25 protein-coding genes and 1 tRNA gene are annotated in these 26260 nt (G+C 60.0%); 16 read left to right on the top strand and 10 right to left on the bottom strand.

The features are described 5' to 3' along the window. Positions 1-25: 25 nt before the first annotated feature. Entirely contained in the window at positions 26-919 is an 894-nt protein-coding gene (locus RHSP_RS20110) for an alpha/beta fold hydrolase (protein WP_004121815.1), read from the top strand. A 126-nt stretch (positions 920-1045) separates the two neighbouring features. Here RHSP_RS20110 and RHSP_RS20105 read toward each other — a convergent pair whose 3' ends face one another. The 5 genes from RHSP_RS20105 to RHSP_RS20085 form a co-directional block, all read right to left on the bottom strand. Further along, the gene (locus tag RHSP_RS20105; protein ID WP_004121814.1) at positions 1046-2134 is read right to left on the bottom strand and encodes a porin; all 1089 of its coding nucleotides are present in this window, start codon (positions 2132-2134) and stop codon (positions 1046-1048) included. A 468-nt stretch (positions 2135-2602) separates the two neighbouring features. Beyond that, entirely contained in the window at positions 2603-3652 is a 1050-nt protein-coding gene (locus RHSP_RS20100) for a porin (protein ID WP_004121811.1), read from the bottom strand. A 946-nt stretch (positions 3653-4598) separates the two neighbouring features. Continuing rightward, positions 4599-4688 (bottom strand) — tRNA-Ser (locus RHSP_RS20095). Between the two features lie 105 nt (positions 4689-4793). Next, positions 4794-6011: an NAD(P)/FAD-dependent oxidoreductase gene (locus tag RHSP_RS20090; protein WP_037153146.1), complete on the bottom strand. Its 1218-nt coding sequence runs from the start codon at positions 6009-6011 to the stop codon at positions 4794-4796. 201 nt (positions 6012-6212) lie between these two features. Then, complete coding sequence (locus RHSP_RS20085) at positions 6213-7328, bottom strand: Gfo/Idh/MocA family protein (protein ID WP_004121800.1); 1116 nt, start codon at positions 7326-7328, stop codon at positions 6213-6215. 229 nt (positions 7329-7557) lie between these two features. Between RHSP_RS20085 and RHSP_RS20080 the strand changes: the two genes are divergently transcribed. The 5 genes from RHSP_RS20080 (at position 7558) to iolB (ending at position 14334) form a co-directional block, all read left to right on the top strand. After that, positions 7558-8430, top strand: a complete 873-nt coding sequence (locus tag RHSP_RS20080; protein WP_004121797.1) for a MurR/RpiR family transcriptional regulator — start codon at positions 7558-7560, stop codon at positions 8428-8430. Positions 8431-8608: 178 nt separating this feature from the next. Beyond that, positions 8609-10543, top strand: coding sequence for a bifunctional 5-dehydro-2-deoxygluconokinase/5-dehydro-2-deoxyphosphogluconate aldolase (locus RHSP_RS20075; protein ID WP_004121794.1), 1935 nt, complete (start codon positions 8609-8611; stop codon positions 10541-10543). Positions 10544-10629: 86 nt separating this feature from the next. Further along, positions 10630-12480, top strand: coding sequence for a 3D-(3,5/4)-trihydroxycyclohexane-1,2-dione acylhydrolase (decyclizing) (iolD, locus tag RHSP_RS20070; RefSeq protein WP_004121792.1), 1851 nt, complete (start codon positions 10630-10632; stop codon positions 12478-12480). Between the two features lie 67 nt (positions 12481-12547). Next, positions 12548-13465, top strand: coding sequence for a myo-inosose-2 dehydratase (gene iolE / locus RHSP_RS20065; protein ID WP_004121790.1), 918 nt, complete (start codon positions 12548-12550; stop codon positions 13463-13465). Positions 13466-13536: 71 nt separating this feature from the next. Next, positions 13537-14334, top strand: coding sequence for a 5-deoxy-glucuronate isomerase (gene iolB / locus RHSP_RS20060; protein WP_037153143.1), 798 nt, complete (start codon positions 13537-13539; stop codon positions 14332-14334). Between the two features lie 59 nt (positions 14335-14393). On the opposite strand, the gene RHSP_RS20055 is transcribed toward iolB, so the two are convergent. Next, positions 14394-15761 (bottom strand): MATE family efflux transporter, encoded by a 1368-nt coding sequence (locus RHSP_RS20055; protein WP_004121786.1) that lies wholly within the window; start codon positions 15759-15761, stop codon positions 14394-14396. A 65-nt stretch (positions 15762-15826) separates the two neighbouring features. Beyond that, positions 15827-16261, bottom strand: a complete 435-nt coding sequence (locus tag RHSP_RS20050; protein WP_004121783.1) for a glyoxalase superfamily protein — start codon at positions 16259-16261, stop codon at positions 15827-15829. Positions 16262-16570: 309 nt separating this feature from the next. Between RHSP_RS20050 and RHSP_RS20045 the strand changes: the two genes are divergently transcribed. After that, complete coding sequence (locus tag RHSP_RS20045; RefSeq protein WP_037153140.1) at positions 16571-16969, top strand: pilus assembly protein PilZ; 399 nt, start codon at positions 16571-16573, stop codon at positions 16967-16969. Between the two features lie 110 nt (positions 16970-17079). On the opposite strand, the gene RHSP_RS20040 is transcribed toward RHSP_RS20045, so the two are convergent. Beyond that, a complete protein-coding gene (locus RHSP_RS20040; RefSeq protein ID WP_004121778.1) occupies positions 17080-17988 on the bottom strand; it encodes an AraC family transcriptional regulator in 909 nt (302 codons plus the stop codon). A gap of 96 nt (positions 17989-18084) precedes the next feature. On the opposite strand from RHSP_RS20040, the gene RHSP_RS20035 reads away from it, so the two are divergent. Both RHSP_RS20035 and RHSP_RS20030 read left to right on the top strand, forming a co-directional pair. Then, complete coding sequence (locus RHSP_RS20035) at positions 18085-18837, top strand: SDR family oxidoreductase (protein ID WP_004121774.1); 753 nt, start codon at positions 18085-18087, stop codon at positions 18835-18837. A 242-nt stretch (positions 18838-19079) separates the two neighbouring features. After that, positions 19080-20192, top strand: a complete 1113-nt coding sequence (locus tag RHSP_RS20030) for a pyridoxal phosphate-dependent aminotransferase (protein WP_037153137.1) — start codon at positions 19080-19082, stop codon at positions 20190-20192. A gap of 215 nt (positions 20193-20407) precedes the next feature. Here RHSP_RS20030 and RHSP_RS20025 read toward each other — a convergent pair whose 3' ends face one another. After that, on the bottom strand, positions 20408-20671 hold the full coding sequence (locus RHSP_RS20025; RefSeq protein WP_004121770.1) for a sel1 repeat family protein: 264 nt from the start codon (positions 20669-20671) through the stop codon (positions 20408-20410). Between the two features lie 461 nt (positions 20672-21132). Between RHSP_RS20025 and RHSP_RS20020 the strand changes: the two genes are divergently transcribed. The 3 genes from RHSP_RS20020 (at position 21133) to RHSP_RS20015 (ending at position 23476) form a co-directional block, all read left to right on the top strand. Further along, a complete protein-coding gene (locus RHSP_RS20020; RefSeq protein WP_004121767.1) occupies positions 21133-21471 on the top strand; it encodes a DUF2147 domain-containing protein in 339 nt (112 codons plus the stop codon). Positions 21472-21675: 204 nt separating this feature from the next. Continuing rightward, complete coding sequence (locus RHSP_RS35170) at positions 21676-21852, top strand: hypothetical protein (protein WP_167332664.1); 177 nt, start codon at positions 21676-21678, stop codon at positions 21850-21852. 121 nt (positions 21853-21973) lie between these two features. Next, a complete protein-coding gene (locus RHSP_RS20015; RefSeq protein ID WP_004121765.1) occupies positions 21974-23476 on the top strand; it encodes an AMP nucleosidase in 1503 nt (500 codons plus the stop codon). 17 nt (positions 23477-23493) lie between these two features. On the opposite strand, the gene RHSP_RS20010 is transcribed toward RHSP_RS20015, so the two are convergent. Then, positions 23494-23724 (bottom strand): hypothetical protein, encoded by a 231-nt coding sequence (locus RHSP_RS20010; RefSeq protein WP_004121764.1) that lies wholly within the window; start codon positions 23722-23724, stop codon positions 23494-23496. A 156-nt stretch (positions 23725-23880) separates the two neighbouring features. On the opposite strand from RHSP_RS20010, the gene RHSP_RS20005 reads away from it, so the two are divergent. The 4 genes from RHSP_RS20005 to RHSP_RS19990 are packed head-to-tail and all read left to right on the top strand — an operon-like array spanning position 23881 to position 26260. Next, a complete protein-coding gene (locus RHSP_RS20005) occupies positions 23881-24240 on the top strand; it encodes a YciI family protein (protein ID WP_004121762.1) in 360 nt (119 codons plus the stop codon). Between the two features lie 10 nt (positions 24241-24250). Beyond that, on the top strand, positions 24251-24613 hold the full coding sequence (locus RHSP_RS20000) for a YciI family protein (RefSeq protein WP_004121760.1): 363 nt from the start codon (positions 24251-24253) through the stop codon (positions 24611-24613). Positions 24614-24630: 17 nt separating this feature from the next. Next, a complete protein-coding gene (locus RHSP_RS19995) occupies positions 24631-25008 on the top strand; it encodes a YciI family protein (RefSeq protein WP_004121758.1) in 378 nt (125 codons plus the stop codon). 10 nt (positions 25009-25018) lie between these two features. Next, a complete protein-coding gene (locus tag RHSP_RS19990) occupies positions 25019-26260 on the top strand; it encodes an RNA polymerase sigma factor (RefSeq protein ID WP_037153295.1) in 1242 nt (413 codons plus the stop codon).

The raw sequence follows: 26260 nt of genomic DNA, 5'->3' as shown, positions 1-26260 counted from the left end.
CTATCCCAGGCACGAGGCATGATGCATGCGCAGCGACGACGAAAGCGGCTTCCTTGCCCGAACGATATCCACCCAGGACGGCCTGAAGCTCTATGCTCGAGACTATATGGGCGATGCATCGGCAATGCGGGCGCGGCCGCCTGTCATCTGCCTGCCGGGCCTGACCCGCAATTCGCGGGACTTCCACCAATTAGCACTGCTTTTGGCCCGGCATCCGACTGATCCCTATAGGGTGATCACGCTCGATGCGCGCGGACGCGGCCAATCCGAACGCGATGCGGACAAATCCCACTACAATCTTGCCGTCGAAACTCAGGACGTCCTGACCCTCTGCGCGACGCTTGATATCCCGCAGGCAATCTTCATCGGCACGTCACGCGGCGGTCTCGTCATGCATCTGCTGGCAGCCAGCCGTCCGGATATCCTGAAAGCGGCCATTCTCAATGATATCGGTCCTGCGATTGAGAAAGCTGGCCTAGCCGATATTCGCGACTACCTCAATCGTGACAGGAAGCCCATCGACCGAGACGATGCCGTTGCCATTCTGCGCGAGAACCATGGAGGCACTTTTACCGCACTCGGCGACGATGACTGGCAGGACATGGCGGAGGCGATCTATGCCTTCGTCGATGGCAAGCCCGTGGCTGACTATGATCCGGCCATCGCCGAACAGCTGCAATCGCTTGACCTGGAAGCCCCTCTCGCGGACCTATGGCCGCAATTCGAGGGATTCAACGGCATTCCCTTGATGGTGATTCGCGGCGAGAACTCCGGACTGCTGAGCACGGTCGTCACGGAAGAAATGGCGCGCCGTCATCATGGAACAGTCGTCAAGACGGTGGCAGGACAGGGCCATGCCCCCATTCTGCATCTCGGCGATACTCCGGAGGTAATTCGGAGCTTTCTTTCGGCGGTTTGACAACAACCCCTCTCGCTTCCGGGAGGCGGCAAACAATGAAAAGGCCCGGTTGGGAAAACCGGGCCTGTCCCTTTCTGATCGGAGGTCAGATCAGAAAATTCGTCAAAGTCGATTCGGCGGACCGAATTAGAAGCTGCGCTGGAAGCGGAGGATACCAGCCCACTGATCCTGGTTCACAGAATCGAAGTTGGTGTAGGATACTTCCGGCTCGACGAGCAGGTTCTTAACCGGGTTCCACTTCAGGTTCGTGGTAGCGGCGAAGATCTTGCTGTCGGTGTAGGCGAGCTGGAGGTTCCACTTCAGCTTGTCGTTGACCGGAACGCCAATGCCACCCCAAACTGCCCAGTCACCCCAGCCGCAGAGATCGCCACGGCCAACCGGGCAAGCAGACGCATCCAGGTTCGAACCGGCATACTGGTTCAGCTTCTTGCCGTCGGTGTTCCAGCCGCCCATCAAGAAGGCCTTGAAGACGCCGAAGTCGGCATCGACGCGAGCCTTGATAGCGCCTTCTTCGACGATGGAGTCGTAACCGCCGACGACCTTGAAGCCGAAGTTGCCAGCCTTGTAACCGATACCGGCAACAGCGTTCGGAGCATAGTGGTTAGATTCCGACTTAACCCAGGCGCCGCCGAAGGAAGAGGCATCCGCACCGGAGTTGCTGTCTTCAACGGAGACCACAGCCGTGAAGCCGTTGCCCGCGTCGTAGTTGTAGGTGATCTGGTTCAGTTCGTACGGGCCGTCATAGACCACGTCGTCGTTGATGACGTCGCCGGCATAACCGGTGAAGGCGTTGTACTGCGAATCAGCCTTACCGACGAGGAAGCCACCGAGGCTGATGTTAGCCCAGAGCAGCTTCGTGGTGGTGGTGTTGCCTTCCTGCCAATCCCAACGGATGACCGTGTTGGTCTTCAACGGACCGTATTCGGTGTCCGATGCAGTGTCGAGGCTCAGCTGAGCGCGGGTATGCCAGATAGTGCCGTTGTGGGTATTCGGGTTGTAGGCATCGTACCACTTGCCTTCGGTACGGACCATGCCGCCGACCTTGAGGCAGGTTTCGGTGCCCGGAATGAAGAAGTAGCCCGCACCGTATGCGTCGCAGATGCGAACGTATTCCAGCGGCTCCGGCTGAGCAGCGACGATAGCGTCAGCTGCCTGGGCACCGGATACTGCTGCCAGCGCAGCAGCGGAGCCGAGAAGAAGGCTCTTGATGTTCATTGTAAACTCCAGTTTCAATATCGATTAGGCACAGGAAATCACGCCGAGAGAATCGACGCGCCCCACCCCACCTAAAGTTTTTCAAAGTTGACCCCTGATCTGGGAGAACCAAGACAATAAGCCTTGCTTCCGATTTGCACCCTACAGATCGTTTTTTGCAGAGCAATATCGGATACAAACAATCGGTATTTATGACGCGCGTTTCAAAGAGCGCGTTGCACAAAGATCACGTCGCAAATTCGTCATATTGCTGACGCGTCCAGAGCGAATTCCACTTAAAATTATATGGAAAAAACTTTCGCCCCATAAGCAATATCCGCGGGGAAAGTGTGCCGCACCAAGACAGTCGGCTCTATCCTTCCGATATCAGAAAGAAATGCTGCCACAGACAAAGCAAAAAGCCCGGCCTTTCGACCGGGCTTTTCCTCACCGAAGTGAGAAATCTCATATGACCGAAGTCATACTAGATTAGAAGCTGCGCTGGAAGCGGAGAATACCAGCCCACTGGTCCTGATTGATGGAGTCCCAGTTGGTGTAGGATACTTCCGGCATGACGAGCAGGTTCTTAACCGGGTTCCACTTGACGTTCGTCGTAGCAGCGAAGGTCTTGTTGTCGGTGTAGGCGAGCTGCAGGTTCCACTTCAGCTTTTCATTGATCGGAACGCTAGCACCGCCCCAAACTGCCCAGTCACCCCAGCTCTGGCCGATCGAGTCGCCATTCGCATACTTGTTGAGCTTGCTGCCGTCGGTGTTCCAGCCGCCCATCAAGAAGGCAGAGAATACGCCGAAGTCAGCGTCAACACGAGCCTTGATAGCGCCTTCTTCAACGATCGAGTCATAACCGCCAACGAGCTTGAAGGCCCATGCGCCGGCCTTGTAGCCAACACCGGCAACAGCGTCAGGAGCGTAGTGGTTGTGGCTGTCTTCGCCGTTAGCGCCAACAGCACCCGCGCCGGAGTTGCTGTCTTCAACCGAGATCACAGCCGTGAAGCCGTTGCCGGCGTCGTAGTTGTAGGTGATCTGGTTCAGTTCGTACGGGCCGTCGCCGATCACGTCGTCGTTGATGACGTCGCCAGCATAACCGGTGAATACGTTGAACTGCGAGTCTTCCTTACCAACGGTGAAGCCACCGAGGCTGATGCTGGCGTGCAGCAGGTTCGTCTTGGTCGAACCACCTTCCTGCCAATCCCAACGCATTTCGGTGTTGGTCTTCAGCGGGCCGTATTCGGTGTCCGAAGCCGTCTGCAGCTGCAGCTCAGCGCGGGTGTGCCAAAGAGTGCCGATGTGGGTGTTCGGGGTGTAAGCGTCGTACCACTTGCCTTCGGTACGAACCTTACCGCCGATCTTGAGGCAGGTTTCGGTGCCCGGAATGAAGAAGTAGCCAGCGCCGTATGCGTCGCAGATGCGGACGTATTCGAGCGGCTCCGGCTGAGCGGCGACGATGGCATCAGCTGCCTGAGCGCCGGATACTGCTGCGAAGGCAGCAGCGGAGCCGAGAAGAAGGCTCTTGATGTTCATATTGACCTCCAGTCAAAGTTTTAATCGAAAATGAGAACTACCCGAAGGTATTCCCTGTCCCATCTCCGTGTTTCAAGAAGTGGACGATCAATCGCCCTCGCTTCCGAGAGTGAAAATACAAGACGCGCTCTGTCACGCAATCGACATCTTGCCGGAAAGGGTGATTTGCGTAAGCCTTCCGTGAGCCCTGTTGCCGAAAGGACACAAAACGACGAACCGGCGGCAATATTGGTTTAGACTTTGTTAAGAAAAGCCTTAGTCTACGGGGGGTTATAAGGACCGCCCAAATATTGGCAAAGAATTGAAATGGGCGCTCAGATGGCCATCACATGGCAATTTGCGGGGGTTTGCGACGCTCTGCAGGCCTATTACGACATTTGCCGAGCCGTCGGCCGATGACGCGCGCCACTGCCAGAGTTCCCTGGCCGTCCCGAAACGATGCACGTAGCCAAATGATTCCCAACAGCGCCGATTCGTCTGCGCGCGCCTATCCAACAACTGTTGATGCGGCTTCGCGTATCAGTTGGCGGAATCGGACGAGAGCGGGAGCAGCGGAGCGGCGGCGGTTCCAAGCCAGCGGGACGAAAAACGGCTCCGGAATCAGTGGCGATGGCTCGGACGCCGCGCATCCGGACGATCCCGGCCATCCTTCAGCCGGCATTCCGGATGACTTTGCCGATCCAGCGCGAGGTGCATGATATGCGTTCCTCTTCGACCGTCCCTGCCATATCGATGCGATAAAGTTTACGGCCCGCTTTTCGTTGGATGTGACGCCGATCAATGTGGGAGTTGCCGAGACGGTCCGCCATTTCCTGAGCGCCGCAAACCGATGCGGTTCGATCCGCAACCCGAACAAAGGGTCTGCGATCGGAAGGTAGGCAATCGCCAAGCCGACCATCTGGCACCGGAGCTGAGGGAAATGTGTTCGGTATGGACAAGGTCATCATGGCGGAGAAGATGGGATTCGAACCCACGATACCATTTCTGGTATACTCCCTTAGCAGGGGAGCGCCTTCGACCACTCGGCCACCTCTCCGGTGCGGCCCTGATAGGGCCATTCATTTATCGACGCAAGCGCTTTTTCGCCTCCACCCACGTTCTTTCCGAGATTTGGCGATAGCCGGCTGTCGAATGTGGCGCGTCAGGCCAGCAGTTGCTTGAGGTCGGCAGCCGGGTCGGAAAGAATCGCTTTGGACGGATTGACGCCGCTTTCCAGCAGCTTCTTGCCGGTAACATAGGCCTTCGCGTCGTTTACGGCATCGACGGCGATGAAGCGGCCCTGCTTGAAATACCAGACGGAGGCGGCGCCTTCGCGCGCGCCGGGACGCAGCAGGGTCTCGTCATAACCGAGATTGAAGCCGGCAATCTGCAGCTTCACGTCATACTGATCCGACCAGAACCATGGTTTCGGATCATAGGCCTGATCGCCGCCGGCGATGATCTCGGCGGCGGCGTCTGCCTGGTCGACCGCGTTCTGGACCGATTCGAGCCGGATTCGCGCTCCATCCCATGGCAGCTCGACGCAATCGCCCATAGCGAAGATGGATGGGTCGGATGTGCGGGCGAACGAATCGACAACAATACCGTTGCCGACCTCCAGGCCTGCTTCCTTGGCCAGCCTATCGTTCGGCGCGACGCCGATGCCGACGACGACGAAGTCTATATCTATAGTGGCCCCATCGGAGAGCTCCGCAGCGGCGACATGACCGTTCCTGCCGACGAGCTGCTTCAGCCCGGTCTTCTCGCGAATGACGACATCATGCTTCTGGTGGATCGATCGGAAGATATCGGCCGTTTCCTTGGCCGCAACCCGCTGGAGGATTCGGTCGCTCATTTCGATGAGGGTGACCTCAAGGCCGCGATGGCGCGCGACGGCCGCCGCCTCGAGACCTATATATCCCCCACCGATGATGAGAACCCGGCGTCCGGGGCGCATTTCGTCCGCCAGCAGATCGGCATCGCGCTTGTCGCGAGCAACATAGACGCCTTCGAGCGCGCCGCCGACGGATGGCGGAAGGCGGCGCGGCGTGGAGCCGGTCGCAAGCGCCAGCGTCTCGTAATCCAGCCTCGAACCATCCTGCATGACGATCTGCTTTGCAGCGCGATCGATCTGCTCGACCCAGGTGGACAGACGAATCTCTACATTATTGTCGGCATACCAATGTTCCGGACGGAACAGCAGGCGGTCGAAGCTCATTTCGCCGAGGAGATATTTTTTGGTCAATGGCGGCCGCTGGTACGGCAGGCTCTCCTCTGCACCCACAATGGTAATCGGCCTCGAATCACCAAGCGCCCGCAATTTGGCCGCAAGAGCAAAACCCGCCTGCCCGGCCCCGACAATGACCAATCTGCCCGTCACGATCCGTACTCCATTGTTATTATGGCGATCCAATCCGCGTGAATGCGGAGGATGCACCTCGGCCTCAGGGGTAACGCCTGCGCCGGCAAGCGTCAATCATGACTGACCCTGCGCCCCGGATCGGGAGAAAGTTGGGCCACGACTTCTTTTCTCCGGCCGCATTTCTGCGACGCCAGGTGGGGTGCGCATGGCCGCAATGATCTAGGCGATCTCGATCCACCGCCGTTCATGGAAGGATTGCGCCATGGCATGCACCGACTTCTCGATGCGCAGGCCATCTTTGAAAGCCACGACTGACGCAGCCTCGCCGGAGATGGCGCGGATCAGTTCGCGGCATTCGATGATCTTCAGATCGTTGAAGCCGAGACCATGGCCGGGTGCGGGGATGAAACGATCGTAGGGCTTGTGAGCAGGCGCCGCGAGGATCTTGCGGAATCCTTGTTCCGTATCCCTGCCCTCGGCCTGATAGAGTTCGAATTCGTTCATGCGCTCCTGATCGTAGGAAATGGAGCCCCTTGAGCCGAAGATCTGCAGGGCGATCCGTCCCTTGCGGCCCCAGGCCGACCGGTTGGCCATGAGCACGGCGGAAATGCCGCCGCCAAGCCGCATCAGCACGTTAGCCAGATCGTGGTTTTCGACGGCACGGCTGCCGCCGTCCTTCAATGGCCGCTCGGCATAGGGCTTCACCATATCGGTGATGACGGCCTCCACATGACCGAAGAGAAACCAGAGCAGCGAGAGTGGATGCACGGCAAAATCGTCCAAAGCGCCGTAGCCGGAGGCTAGCTCGCTCTTCCAGTAGAACAAGCCGTTCGGATCGGCCATGAAATCCTCGTCCATCTCGACGCGGACATGATTGACCGTACCGATCGCGCCCTCTTCGATCAGCGACTTGATGTGCCGCATCACAGGGTTCTGGATATAATTGTAGCCGAGAATGGCGATCTTGCCGGAAGCCTTGGCCGCCGCCAGCATGCGTTCGGCATCATCATAAACCGGCGCCATGGGCTTTTCGCACCAGACGTGCTTGCCAGCCTCGAGGGCCGCGATCGCCATTTCCGGGTGGAACTGGTTGGGTGTCGTGACCGAGACGACATCGACATCGGGATCCGCAATGAGATCGCGCCAGTCGGCCGTTGCCTTCTCGAAGCCGAACTCATCTCCGCGCGTCTTCGCCAAATCGGCATTCGCTTCGGCAAGGTGGACAAGACGAGGTCGCGCCACATCGCCGAACACGGTCTTGACCGCATTCCACGCGAGCGCGTGGCATTTGCCCATATAGCCCGTACCGATCAGTCCAACGCCCAACGGCTTCATTTGCCTGTCCTCCTCCGCTTCCTCTCGAAGCTGGCTCATTTTTGGAATGTTTAGACCGTTTTGGCAAGCGCACATTTCGTATCGCCGACATGAGATTTCGATGGGCATCTAAATTATGTGTTTAAAATCATTATCTTAAAAATATTCGTGCCGATCAAATCGAAATCCGCTATCTTTGCAAATATGGAATACTTATTCCATCATAGGCATGAATGGCGGAAGGGCAGGCATGGATAACGGTATCGACACGCAGACAAGGGTGCCGCGCGACTTCGAAAGCCTGCGCAGCAACATCATAGAGCGCAAGAATGCCATGCCGAAGCGACTGGCGCAGGTTGCCGCCTTCGCGCTCGGCAATCCCGATGAAATTGCCTTCGGCACTACGGCGAGCATCGCGGCCGCCGCCGAAGTCCAGCCTTCGACGCTGGTACGTCTTGCCCACCACCTGGGTTACGAGGGCTTCTCTGACTTGCAAAGCATCTTTCGCGAGAGGCTGCGCGACCGGACGCTGAGCTATGAAGAGCGCCTGGTGACACTCGAACGTTCCGGCACAGAGAATGAGGAGGCCAGCATTCTATCCGGCTTCCTGTCTGCGGCCAGCCAGTCGGTCAACAAGCTGGCCGCAACCATCGAGACGGAGACCTTCGCCAAGGCAGTCGACACGCTTGCGGCGGCCGAGACCATCTATCTCATTGCCAAGCGCCGCTCCTATCCGCTCACCGCCCATATGGCCTATGCCTTTTCCAAGCTGAATATACGCCATCAGATCGTCGCCTCGCCGAACGGCATCGATAGCGAGATCGCCCGCTTCGCCACGGAAAAGGATGCAGCGATCGCGGCAAGCTTTTCCCCCTACGCCGCAGACAGCCTGGCGCAGGCGCAGGATCTCGCCTCACGCAACGTGCCGGTCATTGCCATTACCGATTCGGCCTTCTCGCCGCTCACGGCCTGCGCAACCCACTGGTTCGAGGTCGCCGAGACCGACTTCGCCGGCTTCCGCTCGATGTCGGCATCGATGGCTCTGGTCATGGCCTTCCCTGTCGCAATCGCCGAGCGGAGGAGAAAAGGTGCAGCAAAAGCCGACAAAACGAAAATGGAATAAATATTCCGAATTGACAAAAACTCGGAACCGATGTTTCACTACGCCCAGGATAGCGGCCGCAAAGACGGCCGGCCAATCCGCCGCAACCGGGACGAAACGAATACCGGCACTTTCAATGACGCATGATCTCGGCGCAGTTTGAAGAGCAAAAGAGGTCATGCATGGACGGGAGGACATCATGACACACGGCAATTCTGGCGCTGAGCCGGAGGCAAGACTCGATGTGATCACCATCGGACGGTCCTCCGTTGATCTCTATGGTCAGCAGATAGGATCGAAGCTTGAGGATATTGCCTCCTTCGCCAAGTCCGTCGGCGGCTGCCCGGCCAATATCGCCATCGGCACGGCGCGGCTCGGGCTGAAATCCGGCCTCATCACCCGCGTCGGCGACGAGCAGATGGGCCGCTTCATCCGCGAGCAGGCAGCACGCGAAGGCGTTGCCGTCGATGGGATCGCCACCGACAAGGAACGCCTGACGGCGCTGGTTCTGCTCGCAGTCGAAGCCGAAGGCGTCTCGCCGATGATCTTCTATCGCTCCGACTGCGCCGACATGGCGCTGAATGAAGACGACATCGACGAAAGCTTCATCAAGTCCTCAAACGCAGTCCTCGTTTCCGGCACGCATTTTTCCAAGCCCAACACCGAAGCGGCCCAGCGCAAGGCGATCCGCATCGCCAAGGCGAACGGCCGCAAGGTGATCTTCGACATCGATTATCGGCCGAATCTTTGGGGCCTTGCCGGCCATGCCGAAGGCTTCGAGCGCTATGTAAAGTCGGACCGTGTGTCCTCCAAGATGAAGGAGACGCTGCCGGATTGCGATCTGATCGTCGGTACGGAAGAAGAGATCATGATCGCCTCCGGCGCCGACGACGTGCTCGGCGCGCTGAAGGAAATCCGCCGCCTTTCTTCCGCCGTCATCGTGCTGAAGCGCGGCGCGATGGGCTGCATCGTCTATGAAGGCCCGATTTCGGATGATCTCGAAGCCGGCATCGTCGGTGAGGGATTCCCGATCGAGGTGTTCAACGTTCTCGGCGCCGGCGACGCCTTCATGTCCGGCTTCCTGCGCGGCTATCTGCGCGGCGAGCCGCTGAAGACCAGCGCCACCTGGGCGAATGCCTGCGGCGCCTTTGCCGTTTCCCGCCTGCTCTGCTCGCCGGAGTATCCAACGTGGGCAGAGCTCGACTTCTTCCTGAAGACCGGCAGCAAGCACCGGGCGCTGCGCAAGGACGAGGCGATCAACCATATCCATTGGGCAACGACCCGCCGCAGCGAAGAAATCCCGCTGCTGATGGCGCTTGCCATCGATCATCGCTCGCAGCTCGTCAGTGTCTGCGATGAGCTGGGCATCGGTCACGACAAGATCGTTGCTTTCAAGCAGCTTGCCGTCGAGGCGGCGGCGCGGGTAGCGGACGGCCGCTCCGGCTATGGCATGCTCATCGATGAGCGCTTCGGCCGTGATGCCTTCTTCGATGCGGCCACCAAGAACTTCTCCTGGATCGGGCGCCCCGTCGAGCTGCCGGGATCGAAGCCGCTGAGATTCGAATTTAGCCAGGATATCGGCTCGCAACTCGTCGAATGGCCGCTTAGCCATTGCATCAAATGCCTGTGCTTCTACCATCCGGACGATCCGAAGGAATTGAAGGAGGAGCAGCAGGAGAAGTTGCGGACGCTCTTCGAAGCCGCCCGCAAGGTCGGTCGCGAGCTTTTGGTCGAGATCATCGCCAGCAAGAACGGGCCGCTGACCGACGACACGATCCCGACGGCGCTGGAAGAGCTCTATGCGCTCGGCATCAAACCGGACTGGTGGAAGCTGGAGCCGCAGGAATCGACCACCGCATGGAAAAAAATCGATGCCGTGATCGCCAAAAATGATCCATTGTGCCGCGGTATCGTACTGCTCGGCCTGGAGGCGCCGGCGGAAGAACTGATCCGCAGCTTCGAGGCGACGCTGGCAGCGCCTTCGGTCAAGGGCTTCGCCGTCGGGCGAACCATCTTCTCCGATGCGGCCCGCGCGTGGCTCTCGGGCGGCATGAACGACGAGGAAGCGATTGCCGACATGGCCGGCCGCTTCCGGCAATTGACGGCAGCGTGGCTCAAAACCCGCGGCCTGTGAAATTCTGGAGCAATTCCAGCAAAAGTGCATAACGGTTTTGCTGGAATTGCTTGAAGCAAACAGATACGGCATTTGGGAGGCGCCCGATGGGCAAGACGATCCGATTGACGATGGCACAGGCTGTCGCGCATTTCCTCAAGAAGCAGATGACCATCATCGACGGGCAGAGGCAGCCGATCTTCGGTGGCGTCTGGGCGATCTTCGGTCACGGCAATGTCGCCGGCATCGGCGAAGCGCTCTATCAGGTGCGCGAGGAACTGCCGACCTTCCGCGCTCACAACGAGCAGGGCATGGCCCATGCCGCCATCGCCTATGCCAAGGCGAGCTTCCGTCAGCGCTTCATGGCCTGCACGACCTCCATCGGCCCCGGCGCGCTCAACATGGTGACGGCTGCCGGCGTGGCGCACGTCAATCGCATCCCCGTTCTCTTCCTGCCCGGCGACGTCTTCGCCAACCGCGCACCGGATCCGGTGCTGCAGCAGATCGAGGATTTCGGCGACGGCACCGTCTCCGCCAACGACGCTTTCCGTCCGGTCTCGCGCTATTTCGACCGCATCACCCGTCCCGAGCAGATCATGTCGGCGCTAAAGCGCGCCATGCAGGTGCTGACCGATCCGCTTGACTGCGGGCCGGTGACGCTTTCGCTCTGCCAGGACGTCCAGGCCGAAGCCTATGATTATCCGGAAAGCTTCTTCGAGGAGCATGTCTGGGTGCCGCGTCGCCCGCAGCCGGATGCCGACGAGCTCGCCAACGCGATCGCGCTCATCCGCCGCTCGGAAAAGCCTGTCATTCTGGCCGGCGGCGGCGTGCTCTATTCACAAGCCACCAAAGAACTAACAGCTTTCGCTGAAGCGCATGGCATCCCTGTCGTCGTCACGCAGGCGGGCAAGTCGGCCATCGACGAAAGGCATCCTCTGGCGCTCGGCTCGGTCGGGGTAACAGGCACTTCGGCGGCCAATGCCGTTGCCGAGGATACCGATCTGGTGATCGCCGTCGGCACGCGCTGCCAGGATTTCACCACCGGCTCCTGGGCGCTGTTCAAGAACGAGAAGCTGGCGATGATCGGCCTCAACATCGCGGCCTATGATGCGCTGAAGCACAATAGTCACCCGCTGGTGACGGATGCGCGCGAGGGGCTGAAGGCGCTTTCCGCCGGCTTGGTGGGCTGGCGCGCTCCGGCAGCGCTTGCCGAGAGGGCAACGCAGGAAAAGAAGATCTGGATTGAAGCCGCCGCTCGGGCAATGGCGACCACGAACGCCGCCCTGCCCTCCGACGCCCAGGTGATCGGTGCGGTCACGCGCACGATCGGCGGCGAGAAGACCATCGTGCTTTGTGCCGCTGGCGGCCTGCCGGGCGAGCTGCACAAGCTTTGGCCAGCAACCGTGCCCGGCAGCTACCATATGGAATACGGCTTCTCCTGCATGGGTTACGAGATTGCCGGCGGGCTCGGCGCGAAGATGGCCCATCCGGAAAAGGAAGTCGTCGTCATGGTTGGCGATGGCTCCTACATGATGCTGAATTCCGAACTGGCGACCTCGGTCATGCTCGGCCTGAAGATCACCGTCGTTCTGCTCGACAACCGCGGCTATGGCTGCATCAACCGCCTGCAGATGGCGACCGGCGGAGCAAACTTCAACAATCTGCTGAAGGATTCGCGCTTCGAAGTGATGCCGGAGATCGACTTCCGCGCGCATGCTGAAAGCATGGGCGCGATTGCGGTCAAGGTTTCCTCTATCACCGAGCTGGAACAGGCGATCGAAGCGTCGAAGAAGAACGACCGCAGTTCGGTCATCGTCATCGACACCGACCCGCTGATCACCACGGAAGAAGGCGGCCACTGGTGGGATGTCGCCGTTCCCGAAGTCAGCCCGCGCGCCGAGGTCAACAAGGCCCGCGCCGCCTATGAGAAAGCGCGCGCCTCCCAGCGCATCGGCTGATCGATTTCCGACACTTCTCCGGAGGAGCTGAGACGCTCCTCCAACACTGTTTTCAAGGAGTCTATTGATGAAGGCCAAACTCGGCATGTCGCCCATCGCCTGGTGGAACGACGATCTTCCGGAGCTCAGCGACGACGTATCGCTAGAGGAATGCCTGCGGCAGTCGCGTGGAGCGGGCTTCACCGGCATGGAGCAAGGCCGGCGCTTCCCCAGCAATCCCGACGAGATGCTGCCGATCCTGCGCGCCGCCGATGTGACGCTCTGCGGCGGCTGGTTCTCCGGCACGCTCGTCAATGAGGAGCTTGCCGCCAACAAGGACCGCATCGCTCCGATGATCGAACTGTTCAAGGCCGTCAACGCGCCTTGCATCGTCTATGGCGAAGTCGGCCGCTCCATCCAGGGCGACCGTTCCAAGCCGCTCGCCACCAAGCCGCGCCTTTCGGATGACGAGATGAAGGCATATGCCCGCCGCGTCACAGAATTCGGCGAATGGTGCGCTTCGCAGGGCATGCCGCTCTCTTATCACCATCACATGGCAGCCGTCGTCGAAACCGAGCCGGAACTTGACGCCTTCATGCGCAATTCCGGCGAAGGCATTCCGCTGCTGCTCGATGCCGGCCATCTCGCCTTTGCCGGCGGCGATGTGCTGCGCGCGATCGACAACCACCACGCCCGCATCAATCACGTCCACGTCAAGGATATCCGCAAGTCCGTCGTCGATGGCCTGGATCGCAGCCGGCAATCCTTCCTCGATGCTGTGGCGCTCGGCGCGTTCACGGTGCCGGGCGACGGCTCGCTCGATTTCGGCGCGATCGTCAAGCGCTTCGCCGACTACGGCTATGAAGGCTGGTTCGTCGTCGAGGCCGAGCAGGACCCGCGCAAGGCACCGCCGCAGAAAATGGCCGAGATCGGCCATGCCGAGCTGATGCGCGTCATGACGGCAGCTGGCTACACCGTGGAAACCGAAGGCTTTCCCAAGGGATAGCTAGAGCTTAGCGCCCCTCGCCCATCCAAGAGTGGCGAGGAGCGTTTTGCCAAGCAATGGAGGAAGAACCCATGCCAAATCTCAAGGTCAAACCTGATGGCTCCCATGGCCGCGTCACCCACGTCACGCCCGAAAGCGCCGGCTGGACCTATGTCGGCTTCGATCTCCATCGCCTGAAGCCGGGCGAGACGGCTTCGGCCGAAACCGGCGATCGCGAGGTCTGCCTCGTCTGGGTCAGTGGCAAGGGACGTGCCAAGGCGGGTGCGAAGGATTTCGGCTCGCTCGGCGAGCGCATGAGCCCCTTCGAGGGCGCGCCCCACGCGCTCTATATTCCAGCCGGCTCGAGCTGGTCGGTGACGGCCGAGACCGATCTGGAATTGGCCGTGTGCTCGGCACCGGGCGGCGGCTCCTATGAAGCGCGCGCCATTCCGCCGGGCACCCATCCGGCTCTGACGCGCGGCAAAGGCACCAATGTCCGCCACGTCAACAACATCATGCCGGAAGACGACGGGGCGGCGCATTCGCTGCTGGTGGTAGAGGTGATCACGCCGGGTGGTCACACGTCATCCTACCCTCCCCATAAGCACGATCAGGACAATCTCCCGAACGAAAGCTTCCTCGAGGAGACCTACTATCATCGCCTCAATCCGCCACAGGGTTTTGGCTTCCAGCGGGTCTATACCGATGACCGCTCGCTCGACGAAGCCATGGTGCTCGAAGATGGCGATGTGACGTTGGTGCCGAAGGGATATCATCCGTGCGCTGCCTGCCACGGCTATGATCTCTACTACCTGAATGTCATGGCTGGGCCGAAGCGCATCTGGAAATTCCACAATGCCGTGGAGCATGAATGGCTCCTCAAGTCCTGAGCGGCGCCCGCACACTCATAACGAAATGGCCGCGCCCAGAAACGCGGCCTTTTCCATTCTTATGCGGGCAACAAGCCGTAGCGCCATTTCCGATCCCTGGCATTGCGCGACAGCACGAGCCAGGTGAGGAGGATCATCCCCGCTTCCGCGAAGATCGGCGTCATCCAGATCCCGCGTTCGCCGAAGACGAACGGCAGCAGGAATGTCAGCGGCAGCGTGAACAGATAGGACCGTGACAGGCCGAAGATCGCGCCGCGTTTCGCATCGCCGATCGACTGGAAATAGGACGATAGGATGATCGCCTGGCCGAAGAGGAAATAGGCGCCGATCGTCCAGGGCAGGATGCGGCCGACTTCCTCGACGATCACCGGATCGGCCACGAAGATCGAGCCCAGATGCCTCGCCAGCAGTTCGACGACAAGTTCGACGGCGGCGCAATAGACCAGGGCCGAGATCATGGCGATCAGAACGCTATGGCCGACGCGAGCCGGAAGTGCTGCGCCATGATTATGGCCCGAGATGGTTTGCAGCGCGATGCTCAGGCCCAGCAGCGGCAGATAGGCGAAGGTCATCACCCGCGTGACGATCCCGTAGGCACCGACGGTCGCAACATAATCCCCCTGGTGCCAGATCGACAGGTTGAAGAGGATCGCAGCCGAACTCAGCGAAATGCCGATGAAGCCGAGGCTCATCGGCGCGCCGAAGGCAAAGATGCCGCGCCACTCGCGAACATGCAGCGCCGTGTCAACCCAAAGCCCATCGGGTCGACGGAGACGATAGACGATGACGACCATCAGGCAGATGAACTGCGCCAGGATCGAGCCGCCGGCGGAGCCGACCACGCCCCAATGAGCGACGGCCATCAGCAGCCAGTTTGCCAGGATGTTGAGCAGCGTCGAGGCAAGCGTCACCAGCGTCATGAAGCCGAGCTTTCCCTCGCAACGCAGCCCATCGAGATGCAGCGAGAGGAAGAAGCTGATCGGCGCGAAGGCGACCATGACGCCCATGAAGGCTGCGCCGCTGCGAGCGACATCGGCGTTTCCCGCCGCGGCCACGGAAATGAACTGCCGGGCCGCGAGCCAGTAGACAAGATTGATGATCACGACGACGGCGATCGCCAGCGTATGGGCGCCCGTGAACACGGACCTCGCCCCTTTGCGATCTCCGGCTCCGAGGCGGCGCGCGAGAATGCTCGCCATGCCGTTCGAAACCAGCGTCTGCAGCGCGACCAGCAGCATGAGCGCAGGGAAGATGAGGCTGACGGCAGACAACGCGTCGGCCCCGACATAGACACCGAGGAAATAGGCATCGACGACGGCAAAGAGGCCGCTGACTGTCGTGATGACGATGATCGGCGCAGCGGTTTTGGCAAAGACGCCTGGCAGCCAGCCGGTGAGGAACATGTTATTTTCAGCATGACGTGTCATGGTGGTATCCACACGAAATCGCTCGTTATTGGCGAGGATGAAGATCTAGTGATGAAAGATGAATGTCAGATGTCGAGAATAAGATGGGGCACGCCGTTCGACGTCTTGCGCGGCGAAACCCCATCGGCATCGACCTGGGCATTGATGCGCTGGCGGAAGGCCGAGAAACTCTCGAATTCCACCACATCGACCGGCTCGTCGAAATGAATAGTGATCTTGTAAAGACCGCCGGATTTTGCCGACATTGCCAGAACCCTGCCCGTGAACGGCTGGTTCAGGTAACGCCCGCGAACGGCAGAGCCGACATCGAAGGGCGCATCCGGCCCGTCATTCGGCTTTGCCGCGAGCGCCGACAGCGTGTTCCAGTCGCGCAGCCCATGTTGCTTTGCGATCAGTTCCAGCGCGGTGCTGTGGCTCATGTCGTCGCCGCGCTCGGCCATCGCCTGGCGCAGACGCCGGGCCTGAGCCTTCAATTCATCTATGGACGGATACGTCGTCATAGGATCAGCCTTTGCTAAGGCACGCAATTACGACCGTGAAACGGGGCTCGCATTACCGTCAGTCAGCATGCCCTATATGGCTGTGACCAAAACTGCGAGGACTTCACCTTGGATTTTCATCCGCGAGCGGCAGGCGTCTCGAACCGAGAGGTCGTATGATCCAAGCCGATCCCGCTGTCAAGATGCACCAAAATCGGCACAAAAGACGAACCCGTTAAAATTCTACCAATGCATTTGACGCTTCGGCAAAATCTCCGTGCAAGGTTCGTAGAGTAACCGAGATGAATTCGGTCTGTTCTTCAACAGGGAATGACAATGCTTCGCGCAACGCATCTGGCGAAAGTCAAATCCGAAGTCTACGAACGACGCTGGGAACGCTTCTACGTCCAGCGACCTGCACGCCTGGTGGCGGTGCGGCCCTGCCTGACCGGCATCTCGATGCGAAGCGCCGAGATTACCGATATCTCGCGCGGCGGCGCCAGCTTTATCGTCGGCACGACCGTCGGTCTGCCGAGCCACTACTATCTGAACATCCTCGGGCTAGCCTATCGCATCGCCTGCGCCGAAGTCAGCCGTAACGGCAACCGCGTCCAAGTCCGCTTCATCAACCTGATCGAGCCAGAGACATTGCGTCGCGTCGTACGCGCCGATTTCATGATCGGCAACGTCGAAGCACTGGCCGCGCGCGGCAAGCGGCAATTGGTATAATTCAGGTGAGATTTGGGAATGCAGCCGGCGGCTGCGTTCGGCCCGAAGCCGCTAGTCCCATATTGGTCTGGCGGGACTACCTCGTGATGCTAACTGATGACGTCACGTCCTCAATCGCTTCCTAAGCTTTTGCGGGCATATCGAGCGGGCGGCATGCCTGCGTATCGCGCAAAGGCAACGCTAAAAGTGCTTGCCGATCCGTAACCTACGCGTTCGGCCACTTGATCCATGCCCAATTCGCGACTGCGCAATAGCTGCTTTGCAAGAGCCATGCGCCAAGCCAGCAGATATTCCATTGGCGGCCGGCCGACAACGCGGCTGAAACGCGCGAAGAAAGCCGATCGTGACAGGGCCGCTTCGGTTGCAAGATCCGCCACCGTCCAGGGATAGGCAGGGCGCGCATGCATGGCGTGAAGCGCTGCCGCCAAGCGTTCATCGGCAAGGCCGCGACTCAAGCCCGGCGCAGCGGTGGTTTTAGTGCCGGATCGCAACGCCTCGATCAACAACACCTCCAGCAGCCGTTCCAGCACGAGTTCGCGCGCCGGCCTGCGCTCGCGTGTTTCCTCCCCGACCAATTGCATCAGCGTAGCAAGTCGCGGCTCATTGCGAACGATAACCACCTCAGGCAAGAGAGAAACGAGCAGGGCCGCATCCGGCGCGCCGAAGCTGCAATGCCCTATGCGCATGCGCAGATCCGCCGGCCCTTCGAGGCGGCCGACACGGAAACGGCCGCCACTCAACTGCGTCGGAACCATGGCGGGCAGATCGACCGGTGCGTCGACGCTCTCGTTGATGAGATCGCGCATGGCCGGCGCGAGCACGAAGTCACCGGCCTGGAGGATGAAAGGTTGATGTCGACCAAACGCTACGCGGCAGCGCCCCTCAAGGATTGCGCAGTAGAATGGTTCGCCTGTGGCCTCTCGATGAATTCGCCAGGAGCCGGCGCATTCCACCAGCTTCGAAAAGCGCGCGGTCGGCTGCAGCAGCGTGACAATTTCGGCAAGAGGATCGACGGCCATAATCAGGACTGAGGCTAAAGAAATAGAGACTGTAGCATATACAAAGTCTCTCGCTCGGTCACTACCATGGCGTCATTCCTTTGTTTGGAGAAACTCATGTCTACAATATTGATCACCGGTTGCTCATCTGGCTTTGGTCTGGAGACCGCAAAACTGTTCCTTGAACGAGGATGGGACGTGATCGCGACAATGCGCACACCCAATCCCGGGCTGCTACCGGCTTCCGAACGCCTGCGAATTCTGGCACTCGACGTCACCGATCCAGCAAGCATTGCGGAGGCCGTTATGAGTGCCGGTCCCATAGACGTACTGGTCAACAATGCCGGTTTTGGAGCACCAGCACCAATCGAGCTGACCGCGTCGGAGACGGTGCAGTCGCTGTTCCAGACAAATACGATCGGCACATTGGCGATGGTTCAAGCCATATTGCCGCAGATGCGTCAACGCAGAGCTGGAGTCATCGTCAACGTCACCTCCACGGTGACCGTCAAGACTCTACCGGTGATTGGGATCTACCGGGCGAGCAAGGCAGCGGTGAACGCCTTCACCGAGTCCTTGTCGGTCGAGATGCAGCCGTTTGGCGTGCGGGTGCATATTGTCTTGCCAGGCCGCTCGCCGGAAACGCGTTTTGGGGAGAATGCGCGTCCACATTTACGTGGTTTGGACGATCCGGATTATGCGCCACTGATCCAGCAATTCATAAGGAGTGTGCAGGACGACACCGGTCCCGTGACCCATGCTTCCGACGTGGCGAAGGCGGTCTGGCGGGCTGCCACCGATCCATTCGCCCCGCTGCGAATTCCGGGCGGTGCGGATGCCGAGCTTTGGATGGCCGAGGCAGGTTTGTAATCGGAGCAGTAGCGGCCCATGGATGCCGCGGTTCCGATCCCAGCCATGCATTAAGGAGAATGTGTTATCGTCTGGTGCGGAGTGTTTCCTCGGCCTTTATGGACTATCGAACAGATGATCCTTCGTCGGTTGCAATGCCTGCAGCTGGCGCAGTTCGAAAGCAAAGCTTTCCGCCCTTGCAACTACCCGCCAAGGGCCTATTCTGCCGCACCTCGCAACTGAATTCGGGAAACAGAGCCAGCATGTCCGCCTTCTCGCGCTTCACGCCGCTGATCAGCGCCCTTCCCTCCACCGTGCCTTTCGTCGGCCCCGAAGCGCTGGAGCGTCAGCGCGGGCTGACGGTCAAAGCCCGCATCGGCGCCAATGAAAACGGCTTCGGGCCTGCGCCTTCCGTTATCGCGGCCATGCGCGAAAGAGCCGGCGATATCTGGATGTATAACGATCCGGAAAATTTCGAACTGAAGCAGGCACTTGCGGCGCATCTCGGCATCCAGCCGGCCAATATCGCCGTCGGCGAAGGCATCGACAGCCTGCTCGGCCTGATCGCGCGCATGATCATCGAGCCAGGCACGCCCGTCGTCACCTCGCTCGGCGGCTATCCCACCTTCAATTTCCATGTCGCAGGCTTCGGCGGCCGCCTCGTTACCGTGCCCTATGTCGATGATCGTGAGAATCTCGACGGGCTGCTCGAAGCTGTGAAGCGCGAGAACGCGCCGCTCGTCTATTTCGCCAATCCCGACAACCCGATGGGAAGCTGGTGGGATGCCGAAAAGGTCGTCGCCTTTGCCCGCGCGCTGCCGGAGAACTGCCTGCTGATCCTCGACGAAGCCTATAGCGAGACGGGGCCGGACAGCTCGCTGCCTGATATCTCAGCCCTGATCGACCTGCCGAACGTACTGCGCACCCGCACCTTCTCCAAGGCTTACGGCCTTGCCGGCGCCCGCGTCGGCTATGCCATCGGCGCGCCCGAGACGGTGCTGACCTTCGACAAGATCCGCAACCATTTCGGCATGAACAGGCTCGCGACCGCAGCCGCCCTCGCCGCCCTGAAGGACCAGGCCTATCTCGCCGAGGTGGTCGGCAAGATCCAGGCCGCGCGTGAGGCTATCGGGACGATCGCCCGAGACAATGGGTTGCTGCCGCTTGCCTCCGCCACGAACTTCGTCGCCATCGATTGCGGCCGCGACGGCGTCCATGCCCGTGCGATCGTCGACGGGTTGATCCAGCATGGCGTCTTCATCCGCATGCCGGGGGTAGCCCCACTGAACCGCTGCATCCGCGTCAGCGTCGGCCCGAAGCAGGATCTGGATCTCTTCGCCGAAGCGCTGCCCCAGGTGCTGAAGGCGATCGGTTAGAACGGTTCCCGTTCCAGCTCTTTGTCTTACGCAATTCCGGACGAAAAACCGCTGCACACTTTTGCTGGAATTGCTCTGGAGCCATAAACGACGAAACCGCGCCAGCCTTGTTCCGGCTGGTCGCGGTTTTCATCATTCGGCGGTCGCCTCTCCATCGATCGCCGACATCCCCTCCTTCGAGGTCAGTCAGGAAGTCGATTTCTTTGCGGCACGCTTCAGTGCGTCGTCATCCACTCGCGGGCGGCGCGGAGCGCGGTCGCGAGCTGCATCTTGGTCAAGGTTGCCGCGACGTCGGCACGAAGTTCGGCGGCCCGCGCGCTGCCACGAATGGCGGCGATATTCAACCATTTATGGGCGGCGACGAGATCTGCGGAGCAGCCCCGACCAGTCGCGTAGTTCACGCCCAGTTCGCAAAGGGCATCGGCGCTGTTGCCACCCAACATGGCCATTTCAGACATCGGTGTTTCGAAGCGTGCCATCGGTTTTATCCCTGTTTACTTCCGTTCGTATCTGCCCTGTTTTCCGTCCGAACCTTGCCGTCGTTCGCGGCTTTCCGGTTCTTCCGGCCGGCGGGTTTGCCCCGCTCGTTTGATGGCTTCACTATCGCAGACGGCTTTCAAAAAACGGCTAAAATGCATGCTTAATTCGATGCAAACAAAGTACAAATGCTTGGTAAACTTCGGTTTTTGTTAAACATCGCTTCCCTTGCAAATTAAGGATTTTCGAGCGAGTTTTACCTTTCGTTAGGATCTGGATTTAAACCGTTCATTCACCACGAAAAAAGCCGCAGTGATCGGATGCGATGTTTTTCGACAGGACGCCAAGGCTGTAAAACAGGGAATTTGCGCTTGGAGACCATATTTACCTTTACGTTCGCGTTAGATAATCTCACGCCGTTTCCAGCCGTCGAACCGGCAAGTGCCTGGGGAGGAGTAATAATATGATCCGTGTTATCATTCTTGCCGCGGCGCTGTTCGTCAGCGCCAGTACCGCCTACGCCGACGAGCCGATCGTCGGCAACTGGAAAACCGTTGCCGGCGATACCGCCGCCATCGCGCCCTGCGGCGACAGCTATTGCGTGACGCTGAAGACAGGCAAATATGCCGGCAAACAGATCGGCAAGATGCAGGGCACGGGCGGAAGCTACACGGGCGAGCTCACCGACCCATCCGAGGACAAGACCTATAGCGGCTCCGGCACGGTGAGCGGCAATACCGTCAGGATGAAGGGCTGCGTTCTGAAGGTATTCTGCAAGTCGCAGACCTGGACGAGGCTCTAGAGAGCACGCAGCCCAAGAAAAGCACTCCGCTCTATGCCTGCCCGTCACTCTTCGGGCAGGCTTTTTGCTGTTCGTTACTGCCAGCGGATGCGCGATCAGCTCTGGTAAGATTCATGAACGCTGGATGAACCGGTATCTCAGCACCTGTTCAGCCTGACCATGGCAAAACAGTGTCCAGTATAGGGCACGGGTAGGGCCAGAACCATGAACTTGATGATTATCGCACGGCGTTTTGTCGTCATCATGCTATTTGCCGCTGTTTTCGCATTCAGCTTTTCGGTTGCCGTCGAACATGCCGGCCGCAGCGGCGCACAATCGCATTTCGGCGCAAGCTTCACCTGCGTGCAGACCGGCGCTCCCTATTGCACGACGGTACAGTAAGCAAACACCTCGCCGCACGCGGATCGCCGCGTGTGGTTATGACTGCAAAATAGCTGCGAAAATCCGGGGCCGCCGTCCGCAACGTCGTTTGCTTGTAACCAACGACTCTCTATAATGGCGCATGAGCAACCGAATCTCTTCTTTTTCGCCCCTCGACGTTTCCTCTCCCACTCCGTTCCAGCCGCGGACTTTCGACGATCCAGGAAAAGCCGTCGAAGCGCTGACGGAGCTTTACGAACGCAATACGGCGTTCCTGATCGATAATTTCACCAAGCTCGCCCAGGGTGCGCCGATCAAGGCGCGCTATCGCGCCTTCTATCCGCAGGTCAGCATCGAAACGACGAGCTTCGGCCATGTCGATTCCCGCCTTTCCTACGGCCATGTCACGGCGCCCGGCGTCTATACGACGACCATTACCCGCCCGCAGCTCTTCAAGCATTATCTCAAGGAGCAGCTGGCGCTCCTGATGCGCAGCCACAAGGTTCCGGTAGTAGTATCGGAATCGAATACGCCGATCCCCCTGCACTTCGCCTTTGGCGAAGGAGCTCATGTCGAGGCATCCGCTACGGTATTCGAGGATATTCCGCTGCGCGATCTCTTCGATACGCCCGATCTGAACACCACCGACGACGAGATCGCCAACGGCGAATATATCCCGCCGCCGGGCGAGCCCTCGCCGCTCGCGCCGTTCACAGCGCAGCGCATCGACTATTCGCTGGCCCGCCTCGTCCACTATACGGCCACCAGCGCGTCGCATTTCCAGAACTTCGTGCTGTTCACGAACTATCAGTTCTATATCGACGAATTCTGCAAATGGGCGCGTGACCTGATGGCCAGCGGCGGAGACGGCTATACCGAATTCGTCGAGCCGGGCAACATCATCACCAAGGCTGGCTCCAGCCACCCCGAAGGCGATGTGACCGCACCGCGGCTGCCACAAATGCCGGCCTACCATCTGAAGAAGAAGGGCCATGCCGGCATCACCATGATCAACATCGGCGTCGGCCCGTCGAACGCCAAGACGATCACCGACCACGTTGCCGTGCTGCGCCCGCATGCCTGGCTGATGCTTGGCCACTGCGCCGGTCTGCGCAACAGCCAGCGTCTCGGCGACTATGTGCTTGCCCATGCCTATATGCGCGAAGACCACGTTCTCGACGACGACCTGCCGGTTTGGGTGCCGATCCCGGCTCTGGCCGAAGTGCAGGTGGCGCTGGAGGCGGCCGTTGCCGAAATCACCGGCTATGAGGGCTTCGAGCTGAAGCGCATCATGCGTACGGGCACCGTCGGCACCATCGACAACCGCAACTGGGAACTGCGCGATCAGGCTGGCCCCGTCAAACGGCTATCTCAGGCGCGAGCCGTCGCGCTCGACATGGAATCGGCAACGATTGCCGCAAACGGCTTCCGCTTCCGCGTTCCCTACGGCACGCTGCTCTGCGTTTCGGACAAGCCTCTGCATGGCGAACTGAAGCTGCCGGGCATGGCAACCGCCTTCTACCGCACCCAGGTGAACCAGCATCTACAGATCGGCATCCGCGCCATCCAGAAGCTGGCAGCCATGCCGCCGGAGGCGCTGCATTCGCGCAAGCTGCGCAGCTTCTTCGAAACGGCGTTCCAATAAGCGCCAAGGCTCCTGCCCTAACGCCCTTCTGCGGGCGCAGAATGAATATTGGCAACGGCCGCGACTTGCGGCCGTTCGCCGTTTGGCTGTGCACCCAAACTCAGGCACAGGATCAAGAAGGCAAAGCCCGCAAATCCGATCCAGATGCGGTAAACAACCCTTCCGACATCCGCCGCGTCCAGCAGCTCCTCTTCCGACAGAGTCTTCCTTTGCCAGCAATGTACGATTGCGGCTTCCAGACTGTACATTTCCGTCTCTCCTTGTCGTGTTGACGCAACTGGTCGACCGGCGACGGGCTTTTTCGACAGCGATCAAAATTTTTGCCATGCTGCGGATCGGGATGTCGATTTGCTTGGCAGCCACTCGTCTAGGGCCGTCAGCAAATTGAAAGAGGAAGCGCTGCAATGAAATATCTCTGCCAGGTTTGGTTCGATGGTACGACGCTCGACGTCATGACCAAGGAGGAAAAGTACAAGCTCGATTCGGATTCGCTCGGCTATGACCGCGATCTGATGGCGAGTGGCAACATGATCCACGCTGAAGCACTGCAATCGCCAAGCTCAGCGGTGACGGTGCGGGTCCGCAACGGCGAGACGTCTGTGACTGACGGTCCCTTCATCGAAACCAAGGAGTATCTTGGCGGCTTCATCCTGATCGAAGCGAAAGACCTGAACGATGCCATCCGCATTGCCGCCGGCATTCCACTCGCCAAGCTCGGCGCCATCGAGGTGCGGCCGATCTATTCCTTCGGCCCTGACGTTTGAGGAGGCTCAGATGAAGTTTCTTTGCCAGGTCTGGTTCGAGACCGCCGAGATCGCCAAGCTTTCCGAAGAGGAAGGACGAAAGCTGACGCAGGATTCGATCGACAACGATAACCGGCTGCGCGAAAGCGGCCATGTCATCGTCGCCAATGCCCTGCGCGAACCGCAAGCCGCCAGAACGGTTCGGGTGCGCCGGGGCGAAACTGCTGTTACCGACGGCCCCTTTGCCGAAATGAAAGAGCATCTCGGCGGCTTCGTCCTGATCGAGGCACGGGACATGGAGGAGGCGACTGAAATTGCAGCCACCTTCCCCGTCGCGCAATATGGCATGATCGAGGTGCGCGCCGCCTACGACATCCGCTTTCCGGACGAATAGTTGAGAAAGGAAAACACATGCGGTTTCTATGCCTGATCTACACATCCGTTGACGTCGACGGACGCTTGGACCAAAGCGAGATGAACTACCTGATCGCCGAGCATTTCGTCTATGATGAGGGATTGCGGCAGGACGGCACCCTGATCGTTTCGGATGCGCTGGAACTCCGCAACAAATCGATCGTTATCCGGCCGGATGGAGACGCGTTTTCGGTCACGGACGGGCCATTCGTGGAGACGAAGGAATATCTGGCCGGTTTCTATCTTATCGATGCACCTGATCTGGAAAGCGCGACGGACATTGCCAAGCGAATTCCCTCGGCGCGTTACGGCGCGATCGAGATCCGTCCGGTGCGCACCCTGACCCTTAGGGGAGACCTGGCGAGGAATCGTTGACGCCGTGTCGCTGAACCAGACCATCGAAAGCATCTATCGCAGCCACTCGCGCCGCGTGCTGGCGACGCTCATCCGTCTGCTTGGCGATTTCGACCGGGCAGAGGAAGCGCTCCACGACGCCTTTGCGGCAGCGGCGCAGCAATGGACGGCGGAGACGATCCCTGCCAATCCCTATGCCTGGCTTGTCTCCGCCGGCCGCTTTCGCGCCATCGATCACATCAGGCGCCGGACGCGCTTCGATGCGTCCCGCTCGGACATTGCCGACAGCCTTTATCCGCAGGGAGAGGCGATGGAGACCTCGGAACACGAAGAGATCGAAGACGACATGCTGCGGCTGATCTTCACTTGCTGCCATCCCCTCGTGCCCGCCGAAGCGCGCATGGCGATGGCATTGCGGGAGGTTTGCGGGCTAACGACGGAAGAGATCGCCCATGCCTTCCTGACCCCGGCGCCGACCGTCGCCCAGCGCATCGTTCGCGCCAAGAACCGCATTCGCGCCGCCCATATTCCCTATGAAGTACCCGGCAAGACCGAATTGCCGGAGCGGCTGGCGCAGGTGCTGCATGTCATCTACCTCGTTTTCAATGAGGGCTATTCGGCATCGTCAGGCTCTGCGATCGTGCGGGCCGACCTTGCCGCCGAGGCAATCCGGCTCGGCAGGCTCTTGCTGCAGCTATTGCCGGATCCGGAGGTCGAAGGGTTGCTTGCGATCATGCTGCTGCAGGATTCGCGGCGACTGGCGCGCACCGATACATCAGGCAATCTGGTGTTGCTTGTCGATCAGGATCGCGCGCTCTGGGATCGCAGCCAGATCCGTGAGGGCCTGATGCTGTCGGCAAGAGCGATGGCGGCGGAGAGCGTCGGCAGCTACGCGCTGCAGGCGGCGATCGCAGCGGAGCATGCCCGTGCCGTGACCGCTGACGATATCGACTGGCGGCAACTGGTGATGCTCTACGACCTGCTGCTAACGGCGACCCCCTCCCCGGTGATCGAGCTCAATCGGTCAGTCGCCGTCTCGATCCGCGACGGCCCGGCGGCCGCACTTTCGATTGTCGACGGGCTGCTGCAAGAGGAGCGTATGGCGCGGTATCACCTGACCCATGCCGCGAAGGCAGATTTCCTGCGGCAGATCGGACGGTTGGACGAGGCCCGGCAATCCTACGAAATAGCGCTATCGCTCTGCCAGCAGGCGCCGGAACAGGCCTTCCTGCGCAAGCGGTTGGCGGAGCTTGATGAGGCGGCTCGTCGATAG

Origin of the sequence: Rhizobium freirei PRF 81 (assembly GCF_000359745.1) — a bacterium.
Taxonomy (GTDB): Bacteria; Pseudomonadota; Alphaproteobacteria; order Rhizobiales; family Rhizobiaceae; genus Rhizobium; species Rhizobium freirei.
The sequence above is the reverse complement of the archived record's forward strand: the minus strand, read 5'-3'. Positions and strand labels throughout refer to the sequence as shown.